19 protein-coding genes and 1 riboswitch are annotated in these 19436 nt (G+C 39.5%); of the genes, 16 read left to right on the forward strand and 3 right to left on the reverse strand.

The annotated features are described in order from the left end of the window. Window positions 1–13: 13 nt before the first annotated feature. The 5 genes from AB1K89_RS00405 (at window position 14) to AB1K89_RS00425 (ending at window position 6126) form a co-directional block, all read left to right on the forward strand. Window positions 14–325, forward strand: a complete 312-nt coding sequence (locus tag AB1K89_RS00405; protein WP_413052859.1) for an STAS domain-containing protein — start codon at window positions 14–16, stop codon at window positions 323–325. Window positions 326–1051: 726 nt separating this feature from the next. Further along, window positions 1052–2275: a sensor domain-containing protein gene (locus tag AB1K89_RS00410; RefSeq protein WP_413052860.1), complete on the forward strand. Its 1224-nt coding sequence runs from the start codon at window positions 1052–1054 to the stop codon at window positions 2273–2275. An 815-nt stretch (window positions 2276–3090) separates the two neighbouring features. Further along, window positions 3091–3174: riboswitch (cyclic di-GMP riboswitch) on the forward strand. A gap of 16 nt (window positions 3175–3190) precedes the next feature. Next, a complete protein-coding gene (locus AB1K89_RS00415) occupies window positions 3191–4033 on the forward strand; it encodes a GGDEF domain-containing protein (RefSeq protein ID WP_413052861.1) in 843 nt (280 codons plus the stop codon). 515 nt (window positions 4034–4548) lie between these two features. After that, window positions 4549–5064 carry a hypothetical protein gene (locus tag AB1K89_RS00420; RefSeq protein WP_413052862.1) on the forward strand — a complete coding sequence of 172 codons (516 nt, stop codon included), beginning with the start codon at window positions 4549–4551 and terminating at the stop codon, window positions 5062–5064. A gap of 534 nt (window positions 5065–5598) precedes the next feature. Continuing rightward, window positions 5599–6126, forward strand: coding sequence for a thioredoxin domain-containing protein (locus AB1K89_RS00425; protein WP_413052863.1), 528 nt, complete (start codon window positions 5599–5601; stop codon window positions 6124–6126). A 271-nt stretch (window positions 6127–6397) separates the two neighbouring features. Here the strand turns inward: AB1K89_RS00425 and AB1K89_RS00430 are convergent, their stop codons facing one another. After that, the gene (locus tag AB1K89_RS00430) at window positions 6398–7561 is read right to left on the reverse strand and encodes an acyl-CoA dehydrogenase family protein (RefSeq protein ID WP_413052864.1); all 1164 of its coding nucleotides are present in this window, start codon (window positions 7559–7561) and stop codon (window positions 6398–6400) included. Between the two features lie 147 nt (window positions 7562–7708). Here AB1K89_RS00430 and AB1K89_RS00435 point away from each other — a divergent pair, with 147 nt between their 5' ends. From AB1K89_RS00435 to AB1K89_RS00450, 4 genes are all read left to right on the forward strand, one after another. After that, complete coding sequence (locus AB1K89_RS00435) at window positions 7709–8461, forward strand: amino acid ABC transporter ATP-binding protein (protein WP_413052865.1); 753 nt, start codon at window positions 7709–7711, stop codon at window positions 8459–8461. A 19-nt stretch (window positions 8462–8480) separates the two neighbouring features. Continuing rightward, window positions 8481–9326, forward strand: coding sequence for a transporter substrate-binding domain-containing protein (locus tag AB1K89_RS00440; RefSeq protein ID WP_413052866.1), 846 nt, complete (start codon window positions 8481–8483; stop codon window positions 9324–9326). Window positions 9327–9400: 74 nt separating this feature from the next. Further along, window positions 9401–10099, forward strand: a complete 699-nt coding sequence (locus AB1K89_RS00445) for an amino acid ABC transporter permease (RefSeq protein ID WP_413052867.1) — start codon at window positions 9401–9403, stop codon at window positions 10097–10099. Between the two features lie 26 nt (window positions 10100–10125). After that, entirely contained in the window at window positions 10126–10851 is a 726-nt protein-coding gene (locus AB1K89_RS00450) for an amino acid ABC transporter permease (RefSeq protein ID WP_413052868.1), read from the forward strand. A 75-nt stretch (window positions 10852–10926) separates the two neighbouring features. Here the strand turns inward: AB1K89_RS00450 and AB1K89_RS00455 are convergent, their stop codons facing one another. Further along, on the reverse strand, window positions 10927–11211 hold the full coding sequence (locus AB1K89_RS00455; RefSeq protein WP_413052869.1) for a hypothetical protein: 285 nt from the start codon (window positions 11209–11211) through the stop codon (window positions 10927–10929). A gap of 233 nt (window positions 11212–11444) precedes the next feature. Between AB1K89_RS00455 and AB1K89_RS00460 the strand changes: the two genes are divergently transcribed. From AB1K89_RS00460 to AB1K89_RS00475, 4 genes are all read left to right on the forward strand, one after another. Further along, window positions 11445–12230, forward strand: coding sequence for an amino acid ABC transporter substrate-binding protein (locus AB1K89_RS00460; protein ID WP_413052870.1), 786 nt, complete (start codon window positions 11445–11447; stop codon window positions 12228–12230). A 63-nt stretch (window positions 12231–12293) separates the two neighbouring features. Next, the gene (locus tag AB1K89_RS00465) at window positions 12294–12953 is read left to right on the forward strand and encodes an amino acid ABC transporter permease (RefSeq protein WP_413052871.1); all 660 of its coding nucleotides are present in this window, start codon (window positions 12294–12296) and stop codon (window positions 12951–12953) included. Window positions 12954–13009: 56 nt separating this feature from the next. Continuing rightward, window positions 13010–13759, forward strand: a complete 750-nt coding sequence (locus tag AB1K89_RS00470; RefSeq protein WP_413052872.1) for an amino acid ABC transporter ATP-binding protein — start codon at window positions 13010–13012, stop codon at window positions 13757–13759. Between the two features lie 585 nt (window positions 13760–14344). Then, window positions 14345–14893: a DUF420 domain-containing protein gene (locus tag AB1K89_RS00475; protein ID WP_413052873.1), complete on the forward strand. Its 549-nt coding sequence runs from the start codon at window positions 14345–14347 to the stop codon at window positions 14891–14893. 44 nt (window positions 14894–14937) lie between these two features. On the opposite strand, the gene AB1K89_RS00480 is transcribed toward AB1K89_RS00475, so the two are convergent. Further along, window positions 14938–15414, reverse strand: coding sequence for a general stress protein (locus AB1K89_RS00480; RefSeq protein ID WP_413052874.1), 477 nt, complete (start codon window positions 15412–15414; stop codon window positions 14938–14940). A gap of 149 nt (window positions 15415–15563) precedes the next feature. On the opposite strand from AB1K89_RS00480, the gene AB1K89_RS00485 reads away from it, so the two are divergent. The 3 genes from AB1K89_RS00485 to dacB all read left to right on the forward strand — a co-directional run bounded on the left by AB1K89_RS00485 (window position 15564) and on the right by dacB (window position 19393). Further along, window positions 15564–16274 carry a DUF421 domain-containing protein gene (locus AB1K89_RS00485; protein WP_413052875.1) on the forward strand — a complete coding sequence of 237 codons (711 nt, stop codon included), beginning with the start codon at window positions 15564–15566 and terminating at the stop codon, window positions 16272–16274. 24 nt (window positions 16275–16298) lie between these two features. Beyond that, complete coding sequence (locus tag AB1K89_RS00490; protein WP_413052876.1) at window positions 16299–17717, forward strand: NAD-dependent succinate-semialdehyde dehydrogenase; 1419 nt, start codon at window positions 16299–16301, stop codon at window positions 17715–17717. A gap of 188 nt (window positions 17718–17905) precedes the next feature. Beyond that, on the forward strand, window positions 17906–19393 hold the full coding sequence (gene dacB / locus AB1K89_RS00495; protein ID WP_413052877.1) for a D-alanyl-D-alanine carboxypeptidase/D-alanyl-D-alanine endopeptidase: 1488 nt from the start codon (window positions 17906–17908) through the stop codon (window positions 19391–19393). Window positions 19394–19436: the final 43 nt, after the last annotated feature.

Below are 19436 nucleotides of genomic sequence, written 5' to 3' on the forward strand. Positions count from 1 at the left end.
GGTAGGGAAAAAAATGTTTTGTTTTTTATTAACAATGATAAAAGAGCATGTAGAAGTTGAATTTGAAGGCGATTTAGATATAGATGGTACGGAGGTAGTGATAGATGAGCTCATCCCATCATTAGAGTCGTTCTCCTCAGTTAAATTAAACTTAAAGGATGTACCGTTTGTAGATTCTTCAGGTATTGGACTCCTATTAGATTTGGTCAAAACGATGCAAGAAAAAGGGGCAGAGGTCACTATTTCAAACGTAAGACAAGAGGTAATGGAGGTATTTGAGTTATTGCAAATCCAAGAAATTATTGGAGAAGAAATATTCGTTTAATCATTCGGCAGGGCTTTCCCAGAAGGTCATGAAAAATGGCTCTTGGGATGGCCCCTTATTCCATTATAAAACCAACTGATTTCCATTCTGGCGGACAATTTCCGTGGGCAAGGCGAGGATTCAACAGATGACTGGGTAGGACAATTGTCGATTGAAAAAAGCGACTATCAGTATTCCCTGCTTAAACGTTTATATTCTTCGATTACATAGGAATTGCGTTAGTGTGTAAATACATTCGGTTAAAATGAATATTTTCTATAGACCGAACGATCTCAAAAGGCTCCATCTTTTTACGAAGGATTCCTTTTATCCAAATCCTTAACGCTTCTTAGATACAATCTATTCCTTCATATGAAGACAGGGTGATAATTTTTATGTTTGATTCCTCGTTAATTAATTTTTCCGTATCCCGAAAAATAAAAAGGGTTTTTCCAAATGAACCCTATATAAATGATTAAATAGTACGCCAAGCAGAAGTTTCTGACAAGAAAAGATAGGTCTTGGATGCATTCGAATAAATTCATAAACGAGTCATCCTGCATATTTAATATTATTGGGCTTGAGAAGGCATTTAAAGTGTTATTGTTTCATAGATACAATTACTATGCAATAAGAACTAATTAAAGGGTTTGTGTTGAGTAATAGGAACTATTATTAATTGTCGAGTATTGTCGAATGACGGATAATAATAGTGAGAAAATGTTTTTAAAAAGAAGGTTAGTGCAAATGGATAAATATTATCTTTCAAAGTCACACTTGGATATTTTAGACCCGATAACTGATCATTTTTTTGAGGCTGTTGTTCTCTTTGATCGAAATGGCTTTTTAAAACTTTCAAGTGATTCTATAGAAACTGTACTGGGATATACACCAGAAGAGATGAATGGTAAAAAGTATTATGATTTCATCGATAGAGAAGAATGGCAAATTGCCAAAATGATTGCTTCAACTTGTGTAAAGAAAAAAAGGGGATTTCTTGTAACCGAATTGAAATTGAAGAAAGCGAACGGTTCATCAATCTTCTGTGAGATTCAGATTGAAAATGGTTTAAGCAATTCGGCAATTGCTGGCATGATCATCAATGTCAGACGAGCTTCAAACAAAGTAGAACCCTTATTTGCATTGAGTGATGCTAGACGGCATACAATTATATATAATGATTTGCCAAAGGCGATTGAAAGAGACGAATTACGACTTCATTACCAGCCAAAGGTGAATTTGAATACAGGGAAGGTTGTCGGGGTTGAAGCACTTGTTAGATGGGAACACCCTGAGCTGGGTCTAGTATTTCCAAATGAGCTGATTCCTGTTGCGGAGGAATTGGGTGAAATAACTGTAATCGGCAATTGGGTCATTCGGGAAGCGTGTATGCAAAACAAAACATGGCAAAACGAAGGTCATCCAACCCTAGTTATGTCCGTCAATCTTTCAATGCAACAATTTCAAGAAGACAACCTCGTTTCCGTCATAGCTGAAATATTACAAGATACCCTACTCCATCCCCGGTATTTGGAGCTGGAAATCACTGAAAGCATGACGGCAGACGTACAGCATACAATCAGTGTTCTTCAACGAATAAAATCTCTCGGTCTACTTATCAGTATCGATGACTTCGGAACCGGATATAGCAATTTGAATCATTTGAAGAATTTTCCTTTGGATATATTAAAAATAGATAAATCATTTATCTCAGAATCGACCCATAATCCAGTCGATCAAGCGATTGTGAAGACAATCATTCACCTCGCCAGAGATTTGGACTTGAATGTATTGGCTGAGGGAATTGAAAGTGTGGAGCATCTCCAATTCCTAAAAGAGCAATCCTGTACGTTAGGACAAGGATATTTATTCAGTAAACCTGTAGACGCCTCCGAATTAATGAGGACAATTAATCATATCGAATCCAATATTGATTTGCGGATGAATAGAGCCGCTTATGCGGAGTATTGAGCCACCAAGTACGAGGAAAAGAGCCACTGTCTTTGGGACAGGAGGCCACCAATCTAAATAATAGCCTCTTGTATAATTAGTTTGCATGCAAATACGCATGACAATAATGTACAGGAGACTTTTTTATAATTAATTGTCGGAGGATTCCGGAACTTTATTTTGAAGGAATCAGTCATAGAACAATCAGTTCTAGCACTGGACACTCAAGGAATACTGTTTCCGATGCCGTTCGCAGCACCAAGAAACTCGGCGTTGAAGACTTGGATGATACAATGACCAACTCCTGTCTAGAGGCATCTCTTTCCAGAAAAACAAGCCCTCGATAAGGGGTACTTCCCTGTTGACTGGGGCACGGTGCACCAGGAATCACAAAAAAAGAATCTCACTCTGATTACAGCCATCGGAATGTACCGCCTCTGCCATCTTTCTTACCTCTGAATGAAAATAAATGTACCAGGGTGTGAATATCAGTGTTAAAATCCTCAATAATAACGGTTTAAAATTCCCCAGTTTTCACTTTGTACAATCCTTGACATAATTTTATCCATTACCTAGCCAAAAGGGTACTAATGAAGAATGGAGAGCTTATTACTTCATATCATACGGATTATCAAAAACTGCATTTCGATATAGGAAATGTTATAATTGGCGATTGAAATTGAATGTTTTAATAATGTTGTTACTTCGCAAACGAGCCATTTAATGGAATGAGTCTTGTTAAACAACGGAGCAGTTTAGACCACTAAGAGTCAATGACAGATTTATTTAGCCTTGGAAGTATCTAACTGTTGTATACTTATATACTAAGGCAACTCTATTGATAAAGGCAAAATTATCGAAAGATAATGACGCAAAACCACAGATCTAAAGCATTAAGCTATGATGGCTGGGTTACCGAAAGGAGTAAGGGAATAATTGAAAAGAAAATGTTTTAAATACTCATTAATTTTTTTATTTACTGCTGTCCTTATTTTTATTGATACAATTTTGTCTGAGGAAGCGAGTGGACATTATCCATTTATATGGTCACTCGCTCTGATTCCGATTATCTATATTATAAATATGTATCCTAAATGGAAAGTAACTATAGGGGCTGGAGTCATTTATAGCTTATTGAAGTACACAACAGAGTTTAGTCAGAAAATTAAACCTGATAATAGCGAAATTAATGCTCTTATCTTAGGTTCGCTGATTAATTGGTCTATTGCTCTAACTGTTGGATACTTCATTATCAAATCTCATAAATTATATTTAAAAGTAGAAGAGCTAACTATTATAGACTCATTGACTGGTGCTTATAATCGAAGATATTTAGAGCTTTTTATGGAAAGAACTATTCCTATTAGTAAAAGGACGAACAGTTCTTTAGTTTTTATGATATTAGACATAGACCATTTCAAAAAAGTTAATGATAATTATGGTCATCAATGTGGGGATCAAGCTCTTAAGCATACTTCCAGTATTATTGATAATCACGTAAGAAACTCTGCTGGTGTCTTCGTTCGTTTGGGCGGAGAAGAATTCGCAGTTATTCTTCCAAACACCGATCTTGCTGAAGGGTTAATAATAGCAGAACGTATACGTGAGGCTGTAGAAAAAACAGAGTTCATTTATAAAAATGAACGTATTCATTTTACAATTAGCATTGGTGTATCTATTTACAATGAGGAAACCGTTGAGGAGTTTATAGAGAAGTCAGATAATGCGTTATATAAAGCAAAAGAAAACGGTAGAAATCAGATAGCAATTATTAATTGATACTTACTTTTTCTGCTGATTTTTATTTTACAGGAGCTTACTACGATATCTAAGAATTATTATTAATATAATTTGTATTTGAAATGACAGATACTTATGATAGCTTACGCCTCTGAAAATTTAAGGTCTGTTTTTCCAAAGCAAAGTCAATTTAAATTGAATTATTATAATAAACTAAGGAAAAATCGAATGGCAAATTATTAGGTACTATACATAGGATGTGGATTTTTTTCTATTTGTGCGAACGGGGAATATACTCTTTTTTAGCACAAAGTGTTGTCCAATATACTTTTAATTGATCGACACGCGGTCTCCGACTTGTTTTGCTTTAGTTTGATCTGCTTTTTCTAAGAAATGTAAATACACGCTTATTAACGCCTAAATCGTCAAATACCTATGACGTTCCTGTATCACTTTTGCATGAACTCCTTTGTAAAGATGAATTCGTCTGGCGTTACCATGTCGGTTCACAATCCTCCTATTTTTAGTTATGATTGGATGCGGAGGAGATCAACATGAAAAAACTATTCATCTTATTTATGGCTGCTATGTTATTGGTTGCTTGTGCAGATGGCACAAAAGAGCCGGCTGTTGTCGAAGATGATGCGACAGTCAAAGAAGAAATGCCTGAGCAGGAAGAAGTGAATGAAGAAGAACCTGTGGAAGAAGAAACGCCTGTTCAGGAAGAACCTGCTAAGGAAGAATCACAAGGTATGTCTATTGAAGAAGTTACTGAACTTATTGACTACAATGGCGTAGGTGTTGACGATAAGTTAGTTAGCGTGACTATTGAAAATGAAGAATTAAAAGCTGTTATAAAAATGGCAACAGATGATAGATTATCCGCAGAAGATTTAGCCGTTACAAGATATAGCCAACTCTCAGATGAATTACTGGATCATGAAGGTTGGGAAACTTTGACAATCGAATACGTGGGTGTGGGAACAATCAGTATGAATCGCACGGAAAAAGAATCAAACGAGTACGGCGATTACTTCCCAACAATAGAAATAGAAAATCGTTTAAAATAAAGTCCAACTATCATATCGCAGTAAAGTAAACACTCTCTAAATCGGGAGTATTTTTTTGTACTTAGCACTGTTAGACTTCGTAGTCGATTTAAGGAGTTCCGTTGATTGAAGCGGAAGGCGGGGACTCCTGCGAAAGCCGTTACGAAGAACGGCTTTTGCGAGCAGGAAGGGCTGCCTTAATTTCTGCAAAGAACGCAGAAATACGGCAAATCGAACCCTTCGCTGTTCGATTGGAAAGCGTCCGCCTGTAGCGCAATTCAACAGTGTAACAAAGCTTTGTACTTAAAAATAAATGGGGGTGACGGTGATGGGAAGTGCCGAATTTGAAGAGGTTCAACAAGATCGGGAAACAACTGAGGTAACCTTCAAGGATCTAGCTGAAAAGCATGGCATTAAAGATGGCAATCGGTATGAATAAATTCATCCGGGTCATTTGTATTTATTTCATTAACGAAGTATTCTTAACTACAATGTTTACAATACCTATAATTATAGTATATATTAAGGATAGAATGTTGGAAGGGGAGATTGAATATGTCAATTAAAAATGATCATCTGAAATTCGGCAGTGCGGATGCACCTTTGAAACTAGAGGCTTTTATTAATTTAGCATGCCCCGGCAGTGCAAGAATTTATCATTTAGCAAAAGAAGTATTGCCCCCATATATCGAAAACGGTCAAATCGAAGTAATTGTGAAATTATACGATAAACCGCGCGAAGAACTTCTCCGCGGTGCATTAATTCACTGGACATTTGATAATGCGAATCCAACAGAAACATTAGACGTGATAGGTAAACTACTTGAAACACAACAAGAATGGCATGATCTATCAGATAAAGAATTAAAACGATTACTTGTCGATAAATACACTTTGCAAGAAGAGGAACGCCTTGAAAATGTTGATGTAAGCTTAGCGATTACGGCTGAAGCGATAGAACGCGAAGTGAAAATCGTGCCAACTTTATTCTTCAATGGTGAAAAATTATTAGGTTTTACATATGAGCTAGAGCCTTCTGATTTAAAACAGGCAGTAGAAACGTCATTGGCTAAAATTTCATAAGACGATCAATGAGGAGAAGGTCTCGCACATCTATTAACATGCCTTTAAACCTAGATTATCATTATTTTGGACAGCAGCTTGTAAGTAAAGCTGCTGTTTTTTTATCTTCACTCAGCAAATATTTTTAAGCTGAGCGTCAGCTACAGAAGACTCCCGCCTTTATAGGTATAGGGATGAATGTGCTTTACTGATCAGCGGGTTTTCAAACGCCCGCTGATCGGGGGAGGAATGAAGTTCGATTCCTCCTTTATAAAGCCTCCGGCGTAATTGCTTACATTGACTCGGCCTCTTTAATTGCCGTTTGAGCTAATTTTGAAATCGTCATATCGTCCATCGGTGGATTATGTAGACCCGCTCTTACATCACGATAATACCTTTGCAATGGATTTGACATTTGAAGACTTTTGGCTCCGACCAATCGCATCGCTTTATCCACAATCGTAATTGCTGAATTCGTCACTATATGCTTAGCGGCAGCCAGTTCATTCGTTATCTGTTTGCGGCGAGAATCATCATCTACGGCATCGGCCACACTGTAAAGGAAGTGTCTTGCTTTCATCAGTTCTAGGTCCATTTCGCCTACTAAATTTTGGACATTCGGCAATTGACTAATCGGCCCTTGTAAACTATTAGGGGAGTATTCAACTGCAAATTTCACCGCATAGTCACGAGCCGCTTGTGCAATGCCTAGATAACAAGCGGGAATATGCAGAATCCAGCCATTCACAGTATTGCCCCTAGGCCCAAGATTGAATTCAACAAATTTCTCTTCCGAAACTTCAACATGATCTAACACTAAGTCATGACTCTCTGTTCCCCTCATCGCGATAACATCCCATGTTTCTTTAATGGATAAACCTTTTGAATCTCGTTCCACTAAGAAGAAGCCGATGCCCTCTTTTTCTTCAATCCATGCAGATACTAAAAAATGTGTTAACACGGGTGACATCGTCGTAAAGTTTTTTTGCCCCGTAATAACCCATTTGTCATTTCGTTTTACGGCATTCGTCCCAGGACGTCCACCACGTGTTGGACTGCCTGTTTGAGCTTCACTAACTGCTCGATTCACCAGCGCCCCGTCCAAAACCTCTTGTGCAAATGAAGTTAACATATCTTTACTCCACAGTTTTTTTCCATAAAGTTCACCGACAACACCTTGGTGCCACCCAATTGCTAACCCTGTAGCTCCATCAAAACTAGCAATCGTTTCTTGGAAAAGAACCATGTCACGGACGCTTATACCATCGCCGCCATATTCCTTCGGTAACGTTAGTTTCGTATATCCTAAATCTACAAGTGCTTTTATATTTTCTTTTGGAAACCGAACCTGCTCATCATTTTCTTTCGAATGACTTTTAAAGGCGTCCTCAAGGTTCATTAGCTCTTCAAGCCATTCCTTTTGAAATGCATTTTCAATAAATAACTTTTTTGACATGCCCGACACTTCCTTATTAGATTGATTAGTCTACACTTTCAATGTAACTAGTATATCTTTCTAATGTCTACTTTACAACTCGGATTACTTATGATAATCTATGAACTATTAAAATATATTCAGAATATTATAGGAGGGGGTGGGGAATTGATAACGGTAAGAAATATTAAAAAGAGTTTTAATAAGAATCCAGTGCTACATGGCATTGATGTAATAGTAAATAAAGGAGATATCGTGGTAATTGTCGGGCCGAGTGGATCAGGGAAAACAACCCTCCTTCGTTGCATAAACTATTTAGAAAAACCCGATGAAGGAAGCATTTCAATCGATGATTTTTCCATAGATGAAAAAAGTGCAACGAAAAGAAACATTCTAACCTTGAGACGAAAAACAGCTATGGTTTTTCAGCATTATAATTTATTTAAAAATAAAACTGTACTTGAAAACATTATGGAAGGCCTTCTCGTTTCGAAGAAAATTAACGTAGCTGAAGCACGTCAGATCAGCATGGATCTTCTTCGAAGAGTCGGTCTTGAAGAAAAAGCAAATGACTACCCGGTACAACTTTCAGGCGGACAGCAACAGCGCGTAGGGATTGCCCGCGCACTGGCATTAAAGCCTTCCGTATTGTTATTCGATGAACCAACGTCTGCACTCGATCCCGAAATGGTAGGAGAAGTTCTCTCTATTATTAAGAAAATCGCGGATGAAGGAATTACAATGATTATCGTGACACATGAAATTGACTTTGCTCGAGAAGTGGCCACTGAAGTTATTTTCATGGCAGATGGGGTTGTTGTTGAACAAGGTACGCCGAAAGATGTCCTAGTCCAACCAAAACACGAACGCACGAAACAATTTTTAAGTAGACTTACGAAAGAACCGGAATATGAAATTTAAGAAAGAGGAAGGGATACGTATGAAACGTAATTGGCTAGTACTTTTAGGAGCAACGGTGTTCCTAGCTATTCTCGCGGGTTGTTCAAATGGCGGGAGTTCAACAACAGAAGACGGAAAAAAGATTATTAAAGTCGCATTGAGCGATGATGTCAATCCTCCCTTTCTATATACAGATAGTGAGAATAACCCGATTGGCTACGACATGGACTATTTAGCTGAAGTTGAAAAAAGGTTGCCGGACTACAAATTCGAATATATCTTCGGAGAGGAAGAATCTAATTTAGTTGGTCTTGCTACAGGTAAAGTTGACATGGCGATTAACTGGTTTTTCAAAAATCCGGAAAGAGAAGAGAAGTTTCATTATCCTAAGTATGAATATGGCTACTCTCTAACATCTCTTATAACGAAAACAGACAGAGATGATTTAAAAACATTAGATGACATGGTTGGAAAAAAGTTCACGCCTATGTCTGCTAGTGGCGGACTTCGTTCTATTTTAAATGGGTACAACACAAGTAATCCTGATAATCCTTTAACAATTGAAAGCATTGAACACCCTTCAAATGCAGATAACTTAAAGCGTGTTGACGAAGGAAAAGCGGATGCGATTTTCCTCAATAAATCGACATTTGATGCCGTGCAAGAAACATTGAACTTAGATTTAAAAGTAGCTGGAATCGTTTCAAAAGAACCTATCTTTATTGTATATAATAAAGAAAATATCGAACTGGCCGATCAAATCGACGAAATTACGCTCGAATTGACAGAGGACGGTACACTTTCGAAGCTATCCGATAAGTGGTTTTCGACAGACTTCTTCCAAGACCTCGAATATATCAATGAAAAAGGATTCAGCTACGAATAATAATGAACACCGCATTGAATTGAAACAAATTCATGCGGTGTACGTTCGTACATATTTATTAGGTGGTGGGAAAGATGGGCTCGAGTTTGACAGACTGGATTGACATATTCGTTAGAGTACTGGATAAACTCCCGCTAACACTACTGATGACGGTCTTGTCCTTATTCTTCGCTTTACTTATAGGTTTAGGTATTGCGGTTATACGAATTCAGAAGTACCGGTATATCTATGGAATTGCAACATTATATTTATCATTTACAAGAAGTACACCTTTGTTAGTACAACTGTTTCTAGTTTATTTTGGACTCCCTCAGCTGCTACTTGTCTTTAATGTAGATATTAATCATTGGGATCGGCTTGTATTTGCCATTATGGCCTTCTCATTTCATACAGGTGCATTTATGTCTGAGGTTATTCGTTCAGCCTATTTAGCAGTAGGGAAGGACCAACTTGAAGCAGCCTATAGCGTCGGAATGAGCTATCCACAAGCGTTAAGGAGAATTATATTACCGCAAGCCTTTCTCATCTCGTTGCCTAATTTAGGAAACAATATTATCGAATTATTGAAAGACACATCGCTAGCCTTTACGATTGGCATCATCGACATTATGGGGCAAGTCCGTATTATTTTAGGGAATAATCATGGCATCGGCATGTTTCAGATTTACGTTGTGATTTCGCTTGTATACTGGGCAACTTGCATTATTATTGAAAGTCTTGTCGGTTATGCTGAAAAAGCCTTCAGGAAAGGGCATGTTGGTCTATCGAAGTAATATCTTGTTGAGGATCGTGATGAATTATGGCTGTTGTAGACTTTAAATTTGCTTTAGAGCAAGTGCCGACAGTGTTAAAAGGCGTGCCTTGGACAATAACAATAGCCATTGTTGCAATGCTTTTTGGGCTCGTTTTGGGTTTACTAATTGCTCTTTGCAGGATATATAAAATACCTGTATTAAATCAGTTATCCATTTTGTATATCTCTTTCATTAGAGGAACGCCCTTAATTGTTCAGCTATACGTCTTTTTCTACGGTGTTCCCGTACTCGTAGACTATCTGAACCCTCGTCTCGGTTTACAAATAGATGCAGATGAAATTCCACCACTTCTGTATGCGCTTGTTGCTTATACGATAAATACCGCAGCTTATCAGGCGGAAATCTTCCGTTCATCCATTAATGCCACAAATGAAGGACAGATGGAAGCAGCCTATTCGGTCGGGATGACAACGAGACAAGGTTTAATGCGAATCATTCTGCCACAAGCGTTCTTAATCGCATTGCCTAATTTAGGAAACGTTTTTATTGGGCTTATTAAAGCAACCTCGTTAGCTTTCGCTGTAAAAGTTGTAGAAGTAGTAGCCATTTCCAAAATTATAGCGAACGATGGATACCGCTTTATCGAAATGTATCTAGTCGCATCCATTATCTATTGGGTTCTTTGCCTCGTCTTTGAATTTATCTTTTTTAAACTGGAGAAGAGGATGAGTCGTTCTGAAGCAAGAATCGGTCTGAATACATCTGCTTAATATGGAAGTGATGAAAAGTGCCATTGCTCATGACTATGAGCAATGGCGCTTCAGATTGTAGCGTTTTGTTTCTGTTCATCTATCTTTTGGGTTGATGCTGTTTGGCTCTTTTCCAAAATGATTCATCCGCTGTGAATAATATTCCTCGGGAGTTTCCTGGAATGACAAGCCTTTTTCAAATATGGTTTCCGGATCCATTCCATTCGGTTCTCTTTCTGACTCGTTCCTTGCAGGGTGACCCGAAGGAGGCTGCTGTTTTTGCCTTGCTTTATCATTCATGCTGTTTTCCACAAATTCATTTTTGAATTCCTGCTCTTTATCTTCACTTTGCAATTTTTCTCCCATGAGATCTTTATCCATTTCAATCTCCTCCTTTAATGTATTATCCGTGCTTCTCAATTGAGGCTATTACTGTTCAATTGCCTTTTTTAACAGAATCAAAACTTATCTTCCATATAATAAGGACGGGTTTATTAAAAAGAAAATTCCGTAATTCGTTTAAGGGGTTCTCTTTAAAGGTAAAGCATGATATATTAGCAATACGTTAACAGACTAAAGTGATAAAGCGAGATAATAAAAAAGGAGAGAGATCAATGAGAAAATATATGACATTATTCATCCTTTCAGTAGTTGCATTGCTCGTCGTAACAGGATGTGGCAATTCAAAAACAGACGGAAAGTCGGGTGGGAAAGACGTTCTCGTCATCGGTGTAGATGATAAATTTGCTCCAATGGGCTTCCGAGATGAAAACAACGAACTCACCGGATTCGATATTGAATATGCGAAGGCTGCTGCAGAGCACATGGGAATGGAAGCAAAGTTCCAACCAATCGATTGGAAAACGAAAGAAACAGAATTGAGTAGTGGACGAATCGATTTGATTTGGAATGGGTATACAATTACGGATGAACGGAAAGGTAAAGTGCTCTTTACAAAACCTTATTTGGAAAACGCCCAAGTTGTTGCGACGTTAGTGGATTCAGATATTGCAACATTGAAAGATCTGTCCGGCAAAAAAATAGGTTTGCAAGGTCTTTCCTCGGCAGCGGACGCTTTGAATGCCAATCCAATTCATTCTGAAATTAAGTCTGTCTCCGAATATGCGGATAATGTTCTTGCACTTTCTGACTTGAAATCTGGCCGTGTTGATGCGGTCATCATTGACGAAGTTGTCATTGATTATTACATGTCCAAAGAAGAAGGCAAGTTTAAAGTGTTGGACGAGTCCTTAGCGCCTGAGGAATATGGAGTAGGTGTGAAAAAGGGCAACGAAGAATTGCTTGAGAAGCTACAGAACGCACTAGATAAAATGAATGAAGACGGCAGTGCTGCAAAGATCTCCACGAAATGGTTTGGGGAAGATAAAGTACTTAAATAATGAAACGAGCATGCCGGGTTTTCGATAAGAAAACCTGTTTTGCTTTTTAGAAGGAGTTATCATATGTCTATCGACTATTTCTTATCCATCTTGAAACCGATGCTGGAAGGGGCCCAAGCGACCGTTCTACTATTCCTAGTGGCGATCATTGTCTCAATTCCACTTGGCTTCCTGCTAACATTGGTTGCTAGAAGTTCCATCAAGCCGTTAGCATACTTGGCACATACTTATATTTATTTGATGCGGGGAACGCCGCTCTTATTGCAACTCCTATTCATCGTTTTCGGTCTACCGCTTATCCCAGTTATTGGGGAATTTTTAGTGCTTGACCGGTTTGTTGCAGCGTGTTTAGGATTCATTTTGAATTATGCAGCTTATTTTGCTGAGATCTTCCGTGGAGGTTTGCTTGCGATTGACAAAGGTCAATATGAAGCTGCCCAAGTGCTTGGTTTGAATCGCTGGCAGACAATGAGGAAGGTTGTACTTCCTCAAATGTTCCGTGTTGCATTGCCCGCAGTGGCGAATGAGTCGGTCACTTTGGTGAAGGATACGGCTTTGTTGTACGCGGTAGCAGTCCCTGAACTGTTGCACTTTGCGCAAACAGCTGTCAACCGTGACTTCACAATAACTCCATTCTTACTTGCTGGAGTCATATATCTACTCATTACGTTATGTTTGACACTGTTCTTCAAATGGTTGGAAAGACGATTGCGGTTCGATTAACTTTTGTTCGGAATAGATACGAGATTATTCGTTATTGATAAAGAGGAGTGTAAGGCATGCCGATTCTTGAAGTTGAAAACATAAAAAAATCATTCGGTCCGTTGGAAGTACTGAAGCAGATCAGTTTTGAAGTGAATAAAAATGATGTCATCGCTGTCATCGGACCTTCAGGATCGGGGAAAAGCACGATGCTTAGAAGTCTTGTTCACTTAGAAGAACTTGATGGAGGCAGCATTGCGGTAAATGGAAACTATATCGTTAAGGATGGAGTTTATTCAAAACCTCAACAATTGAAAGAGATTACATCCAAAATGGGAATGGTGTTTCAACATTTCAATCTGTTTCCGCATTTGACGGTCGTGGAAAACCTTGAACTAGCACCAAAGCTTTTGAAACAGGATAGCTCGAAACAAACCCGTGAGTTGAGCATGGAATTATTGTCAAAGGTCGGCCTGTCAGATAAGGCTGATGTATTGCCGTCCAAGCTTTCGGGCGGACAGAAACAAAGGGTGGCGATTGCCCGTGCCTTAATGAGGAAGCCCGAGATTCTATTGTTCGATGAACCGACTTCTGCCCTCGATCCGGAGTTGACAGGAGAAGTTCTCCGTGTCATGAAGGACCTTGCTCACGAGGATATGACTATGGTTGTTGTCACTCATGAAATGGAATTTGCAAAAGACGTTGCAAATAAAGCGATTTTCATGGATAAAGGCGAAATCGTGGAATCCGGAAGTCCGATCGATCTTTTGACGAATCCGCAAATGGACAGGACAAAAGCTTTCTTATATCGCACATTGTCCAAATGAACAGTCAGTAATTATCATGCAGTCGGGAAATGAGTCCCGGCTGTTTTTTTTCGGTTCTAAAATATTTGTTGGGGTATTCCCCAAATTCAACAAAAAAAGCACGTGAACACCAGAATTCCAAAGGTTTTCTTGAGGAGATTAACCATAATAAAAGTTATGAAATGCAATGCGTACGGTTTTAGGCGTTTTGATCACTTTAAAGCAAAGATATTATTGAACATTGGATATAAAGAAATCGGGGTTCATTTAGGTTAGGGATTTATCTTACGGCGCCGTTGATTTAAAAGAGATTCGTTGATCGGAGCGAAAGGCGGCGACTCCTGCCGGAATAGCATGAGCTGAAGACCCTGGACTGAGCAAAGCGAGGGAAGCGGCTGAAGCCATGCCGGCGGAAAGCGTCCGCCTGTAGCGTAAATCAACATTCTACTTCGCAAAATCTAAATGAAAGGGTGACGTGCAGATCACATCACACCAATATTTGACTTAGAACCTTTTTTCATTTTGACAACAATGTGAAGTGGAGTTTATGGTACGGAAATTATGTTACACTACGGATAGAAATGTATTGTTTAAGGAGATGTTTTCATGAATCAATCCGCAGAAGGGAAGCCGTTTAAAAAACGAAATTACCGGCCTGCCATCATCATTTTATCAGTCGTTTTAATAGGTATAATCGGCATATTGTCGGGGATGCAGGGGGTAGAGAATTTTGATGCGTTCGATGTTACAATCCTCCCGATGTTAAATGCTATTTTTAATAGCTTCACATTCCTCTTTTTAGTCGCAGCTCTCATCGCCATAAAGAAAAGAAATGTGAATGTTCATCAGAAATTCATATATGCCGCATTTTGTACGACAGCATTATTTCTCGTCACCTATGTTGCGTTTCATTATTTGTCCCCTTCTACACCATATGGCGGGGAAGGCATCTTAGCTGGGATCTATTATTTTGTGCTCATAACACATATTGTTCTTGCTGCGGTAATCGTTCCGCTTGCGTTGACAAGTGTCGCAAGGGCATGGAACAGGGAGCATGAACGCCATCGTAAAATAGCACGTTGGACAATGCCGATATGGTTGTATGTCAGCTTTACTGGTGTTCTCGTCTATATCATGATTTCACCATATTATTAAAATAAAAAGGCTGTTCCCGTGTGAGGGAACAGCCTTTATTTATTTTAGATAAGCGGGCGATCCGGATAATCCATACGATTGTTTACATACTCGCCATCTACTAAAACAAGAATTTTGCCTTCATTGAAATAATCATTATAACGATGAGCTTCCTCCTCCGGAATACCCATTCCGATCAATGCGCCAGTAAGTCCGCCGACTCCAGCCCCTGCAGCCGCGCCAGTGATTCCTGCCACGATTGGCCCCGCCGCAATGATTGGCCCGATGCCTGGAATCGCTAGTGCTCCAATTCCAGCTAATACTCCTCCAAGTCCGCCAAGCAATCCTCCTGTTGCAGCACCTGTTGCAGCGCCGTCTGCAGCATGGGTTCCTGTCTGCTCTTCGATGTTTTCTACGTGATCTCTATCTTTACTAATGATGGAAATTTCATTTGAACTGTATCCTTGTCGTTTCAATTCTTCAATTGCTGCTACAGCTTCAGATTCGGTTTCGTAATAACCTACCACGTGTCTTTGTACCATTTCAAAACGCCTCCTGATTATATTTTTGGTCTAGCTAATTGCTATTCTAGAAAATACCCCAACTAATCTATTTAAAACATCATAAGCCGTTTTTGATTTAAAGCGGCATATTCGGGTATTTAACTACCAATAGAATAGGAGGTATCAAGATGGATTATCTAATAATTGGTATGAAGCTCGTCGTCGGATTGATTACTTTCATGATTGTCATTCGGCTTCTAGGCAAGAAACATTTGGCTGAAATGACTCCGTATGACATCATCTATTTAATAATGTTCGGTGGAATCCTTGAAGAAACTTTGTATGATGAAAAAATTACAGTATGGAAGTTCCTATTCGCAATCGCAATTTGGGCTGTAGCAATTTTTGCTGTCGAGAAGCTGGTTGCTAAATTCAATTCGTTGCGAATTCTTCTTAAAGGAGAGCCTGATCAATTAATTGCAAATGGAAAAATCAATCAAAAAGCCTTTAAGAAAAACCAATTAGAAATGGAACAGGTTCGAACAATGCTTCGTCAACAAGGGATCTTTTCATTGAGAGAAGTACGTGACATGTATATTGAACCAGGCGGCCAAGTTTCCATTAATACGTTCGCAAAGTATAAGTCCGTCGTAGCCGAGGATTTAGGAATCGAAAAGAAGGAAGAAGAGCCAAGTGTCTTGCTCATCGATGAAGGCAAGGTGAAAACCGAAGTCTTGAATGCCATTGGAAAATCCAATGAGTGGCTGCAAGAAGGAATCAATGCAAAAGGATATGATCGTGTGGAGGAAATTCTCTATTGTGAATGGTCAGGTACAGATGGTTTCTTCATAAGAGGATTTACTGATACTATAGAATTGAATAATCATCAGCCGAGCTGATCGGTTGATGGAGGAGGCTGTAAGATGCAATCATTTTCAATGCTCATTAATGGAGAGGAATTCGGAGAGAGTCTTTCTATTATACAAGTCATGAATCCCGCGACAGGAGAACAGATAGCTACTGTACCTAATGGAGGCACAAAGGAAGCTGTTTTGGCTGTGGATGCAGCATATGACGCTTTTACAGATTGGTCCGCTTTATCTGCCTATGAACGGAGTTCACTTTTGAACAAATGGCATGAGCTGATTGAAATCCATATGGAAGAACTTGCGCGAACAATGACGGAGGAACAAGGAAAACCTTTAGCTGAAGCTAGGGGTGAAATAAAGTACGCGAACGGATTCATATCTTGGTATGCGGAAGAAGCGAAACGCATTTATGGTGAAGTGATCCCTTCAAGCCATACGGGAAAACGGATTTTCATCCATAAACAGCCAGTTGGCGTAACGGCTGTCATTACGCCTTGGAATTTTCCGGCGGCAATGATTACAAGAAAGGTTGGACCTGCACTGGCAGCAGGTTGTACAGTCGTCATCAAGCCTGCCGAACAGACTCCGATAACAGCTATCCGATTGGCTCAGTTGGCGTTGGAAGCTGGTATACCTGCTGGTGTCATTAACGTTGTAACAGGTGATGCGAGTGCTATAGGTGAAGCTTGGCTGAAAGATACACGTGTCCGTAAGCTGACATTTACCGGTTCTACGGAAGTAGGGAAGCTGCTAATGCGCGGAGCGGCGGACACGGTGAAGAAAATTTCTTTGGAACTCGGAGGTCATGCCCCGGCAATCGTCATGGATGACTGCGATATTGAAAAAGCGGTAGATGGAGTCATTGCCGCTAAGTTTAGGAATGCAGGACAAACATGTGTATGTGCAAATCGTATTTACGTACATGAAACAATTGCGGAAGATTTTACAGAAAAGCTTGTTGATCGGGTAAAACGTTTAAAAGTCGGAAACGGAGTGGATGAAGATGTTTCAATCGGTCCACTTATCGATGAAGACGCAATTAGTAAAGTACAATCACATGTAGATGATGCACAGTCAAAGGGTGCGAAAATTGCTGTCGGCGGCTCAAGGAAACAAGGTCTGTTTTACGAGCCGACTGTCTTAGTTGATGTTAAAGATAATATGGTTTGCATGCAGGAAGAGACCTTTGGCCCCGTAGCACCGATTACAACTTTTTCTTCGGAAGAAGAAGTTCTCCGAAGGGCGAATGATTCGATTTATGGATTGGCAGCCTATCTATTTACAGAAAATATCTCAAGAGGAATCCGGATGAGCGAGCAATTGGAATATGGAATTGTTGGTTTAAATGATGGACTTCCTTCGACTCCCCAGGCGCCATTTGGAGGATTCAAGCAGAGTGGTCTTGGTAGGGAAGGCGGCCATCATGGCTTGGATGAATATATTGAAATCAAATATATTTCAGTAGGGTTATAAGGCAAAATAGAGACATCCGCTCAAAGTGGATGTCTTTTTTTGTCTTTTTTATTTCATGCCTATCAAAAGTAGTATATTTCTAGGTTGAATATTTTAATAAATAAAATAGTTTTATCTTAAAATCTATTTATTTGCCTTGTAATAAATGGTAGACTGAAAACGACAACGCAGAAGAAGGGGGAAATGGTTTGGTTTTCAAAAGAACTTCCATATTTTTTATGGTTGTTATTATGTCGTTTGCTGCCGTGTTCACAGTTGTTCCAAGTCAGTCAGATGTACAAGCTTCAGGTCAGTACGAGAGTCTGGAAAGAAAAATCAATACGATAATGGCTGATTCATCAATGAAGTCTCTCGACGCCAGTGTCACTGTACGAAAGGCGTCAACTGGGGAGATTATATTCGAAGCTAATGCGGATCGCAAAGTTACACCTGCATCTACTTTAAAGCTTCTCACATCAGCGGCCGCTTTGGAAACGCTTGGTGAAGAATACCAATTCACGACAGATGTGCTCACGGACGGCTCAATAGCAAAAGGTGTTTTAAACGGCAATCTTTACTTAAGAGGGCAAGGGGATCCCACTCTTATGAAAAGGGATTTGGATCAATTTGCTGCCACTCTTTCAAAGCTTGGCGTAAAGAAAATCACCGGTGATTTAGTCGGAGATGACAGTTGGTTTGATTCCGAACGCCTATCACCAGGAATTGATAAAAGTGACGAAACTTTTTACTATGCCGCGCAAATATCCGGATTGACGTTATCACCGAATACTGACTATGATGCCGGCACTGTGATAGTCAACGCCATACCGACAAAAAAGGGGTATAAAGCGAAAGTGACAATGACGCCTGATACGGGCATCATCACGATTATTAATAAAAGTAAAACTGTTTCGAAGGGCTCTAAAAACACATTATCTATTAAACGCCAACATGGAACGAATAATATTGTCATAACGGGAAATGCCCCTCTCGGAAGTGGGGGTAAAAAGGAATGGGTGACCGTCTCTAACCCGACAGCTTATACGCTAGATGTTTTTAAAAAGGCACTTTCCGAAAAAGGGATCACGTTCACAAAACCATCGAAGGTGACAAGGCGGGAAGCCCCTCAACAAGCCAAAGTTCTTGCATCCAGACAATCGATGCCATTGAAGAAATTGATGAAGCCTTTCATGAAGTTAAGTAATAATACACATGCCGAAACATTAGCAAAAACGATGGGCAAACGAGTGTATGGGGAAGGAAGCTGGAATGCTGGTTTGCGAGTTATGCGTGAATTTGGACAAGCCATTGGTTTACAAACGTCTGAATGGAAATTTGAAGATGCATCTGGCATGTCCCATAATAACAAAGTAACGTCAGCCCAATTAACGGAATTGTTGTTCCTTGCGCGACAAGCACCTTGGTATGGAAGTTTCGTACAAGGTTTGCCTGTTTCAGGCATGAATGACCGTTTCGTTGGAGGTACGTTGAAAAACAGATTAAAAGGTGCTTCTGTGAAAGGGAAGATTATTGCAAAGACCGGTAGCTTGAACCAAGTCAGTTCATTGGCAGGATATGTTGAAACGGGAAATGGGGAGACATTGATTTTCAGTGTCCTAACCCATGGGAAGAAAACGAATGCACTACCAGCGATTGACAGAATTGCGACAGTAATCGCGACAACACCGATTAATTAAAACCCACAAACGGCATTAAAGTGTCGTTTGTGGGTTTTTCCTT

The sequence above is a fragment of the Sporosarcina pasadenensis genome, from assembly GCF_047228845.1.
Taxonomy (GTDB): domain Bacteria; phylum Bacillota; class Bacilli; order Bacillales_A; family Planococcaceae; genus Sporosarcina.